Annotated in this window: 1 protein-coding gene and 1 pseudogene; both read left to right on the forward strand. The window is 24.2% G+C overall.

Features of this window, described 5'->3' with window-relative positions; genetic code table 11:
- The coding region (gene dptF, locus CD127_RS11420; protein ID WP_103366791.1) for a DNA phosphorothioation-dependent restriction protein DptF at positions 1-1,064 on the forward strand (1,064 nt) is incomplete at its 5' end.
- Positions 1,064-1,666 (forward strand): annotated as a pseudogene (locus CD127_RS11425) (DNA phosphorothioation-dependent restriction protein DptG); the annotation flags it as partial. The gene dptF and the pseudogene CD127_RS11425, both read left to right, overlap by 1 nt.

A 1,666-nucleotide genomic window follows, 5' to 3' on the forward strand; every position in this document is an offset into this window, starting at 1 on the left:
CCATTGAACAAAGTGAAGTTAAAAGTGATTTTTATGATGCAATTTTTAATAAAATTTTTTCAAAAGATATGGATAATCCATTCTATAAAGCTTTTATTGAAGATGATGGTTTTAATAGAAAAGAACCGATTTATCAAAATTACTTATTAATGTTAGATAATAATGTCCAAAGAACTATTAAATATTTAATTATTAAAACGCAAATAGTAAATAAAAGAATTATCTCGACTAGAGCATTATTAAATTTCTTACATGACATCATAGTTCCAGAAATAAATCAAAGAAGTAATGATTCATTTTTAGTTAATATGCTTTTTAATAGCAGCGGTAAATCTTCATTATTAACATCTATGCATTATCAAGATCCAGTTCTCTTCCAAAGTGCTAAATTAGATAAGCTTAATATCGAATTATTTAATACGCTAGATTTACAAGCAAAGTGTGAACAACTCTTTGGAGAAGATAATTATAAAAAAGTAATGAGTTATTTGTATTTATTAGATGGTCTAGAACATAAAAGACGATTTGAAATGATAGTAAGATTGCACTATTTGTTTGATTACACAGAATATGAACCTACCACTTTTATAAGTTTTATAAATATGATAAGTGATTTAAATACAAATAATGCTTTGAAAAAAGATATTTTAAATAAAGTAATATTAGCAATTTATAAATGGAAAGGGTCTCCTAAGAAAAATTATATATACAATGAAAGTTTAAAACCTGAAACCAGCATTCAAATTGGTTTAGAGTTTAAACCTAAAGTTCATTTAGTGAGTGTAAATGAAAAAAATAATTTAATAGTTCAACTTAAGGTTCAAGAATATATAGCTGAAATTGAAATTGACTATAATCTATTTAATTTATTGGAAAAAATAGAAGCTGGTTATGTTGTTAAAGAAAAAGATAAAATTGAAGCAATAGTATTCACTGAATTTGTAGATAGTATAATAAATAATCTTGAATCAAATGAAAATACAATTATTAATATACCTTCTAGTAATGAAACTTATATAATTCATGATGGTTTTTTAGGATATCAACTTGAGGAGGTTGACTAATGGACTTTAACGCAAATAATGCATTAATAAAACATTTAAAAATAGATGAAGGTTCTCCTAAATATAATAGAAGCTTTGATTATAATATACTTCCCTTTTTTACACGTCAGAAAGAAAGAGCGAAATTTAAAAATGGATTTATGCCAGTTATTGGAGGTATGGCAAGATATAGTTTAGGTTTAAAAATTGAATATAATCAAGAAGACTATGATATAAGTAACATCTATGAAAATGTAGAAAGCGTAGGGAATCTTGATGAAACTCAAAAAAATATATTATTAGATAGACTTTTTGATTTTGATAAAATATCTTCAATTAATCATCCTCGAATTCTTACTTTTCAACCATTAAGTGATGGTTCTGATAAAAAAGGGGAGGTTAATATAGCCTTATATATAAGTAAAGCTTTTGATTTAAAAAATAATCTAGCCTGGAAAAATTTCATAAACACAACTAAATCTAATAATTTAATGGAAAAAATGTTTTTTGATTCAATAAAACAAATTGATACTAAAGAAACGAAAAATAATTTTGTAACTTTACCAGATAATTTATTTATTACGCGAAATGAGGACTTAGAATTTTTATTAAACCACAAAGAC

This window comes from Staphylococcus petrasii, from assembly GCF_002902565.1.
Lineage (GTDB): Bacteria > Bacillota > Bacilli > Staphylococcales > Staphylococcaceae > Staphylococcus > Staphylococcus petrasii.